This is a genomic window from Paeniglutamicibacter quisquiliarum (assembly GCF_019084045.1).
Lineage (GTDB): Bacteria > Actinomycetota > Actinomycetes > Actinomycetales > Micrococcaceae > Paeniglutamicibacter > Paeniglutamicibacter quisquiliarum.
Map to the genome: position 1 here is coordinate 1 of NZ_JAHRED010000035.1, position 215 is coordinate 215.

At 62.3% G+C, this 215-nt stretch carries 1 rRNA gene; it reads left to right on the forward strand.

From position 1 onward, the window contains the following. Positions 1 to 80: 80 nt before the first annotated feature. A 5S ribosomal RNA gene (gene rrf, locus KRR55_RS20165) occupies positions 81 to 197 on the forward strand. Positions 198 to 215: the final 18 nt, after the last annotated feature.

Below are 215 nucleotides of genomic sequence, written 5' to 3' on the forward strand. Positions count from 1 at the left end.
ACAACAAGCAACCACTATTGTGGTCGTAACCCCAGATTCACCACACCCGGACCCCTGGTCCGGACGCGTGGTACTAGAGTTACGGCGGTCATAGCGTGGGGGAAACGCCCGGTCCCATACCGAACCCGGAAGCTAAGACCCACCGCGCCGATGGTACTGCACTCGGGAGGGTGTGGGAGAGTAGGTCACCGCCGGACAACACGTCCCGGAACCCC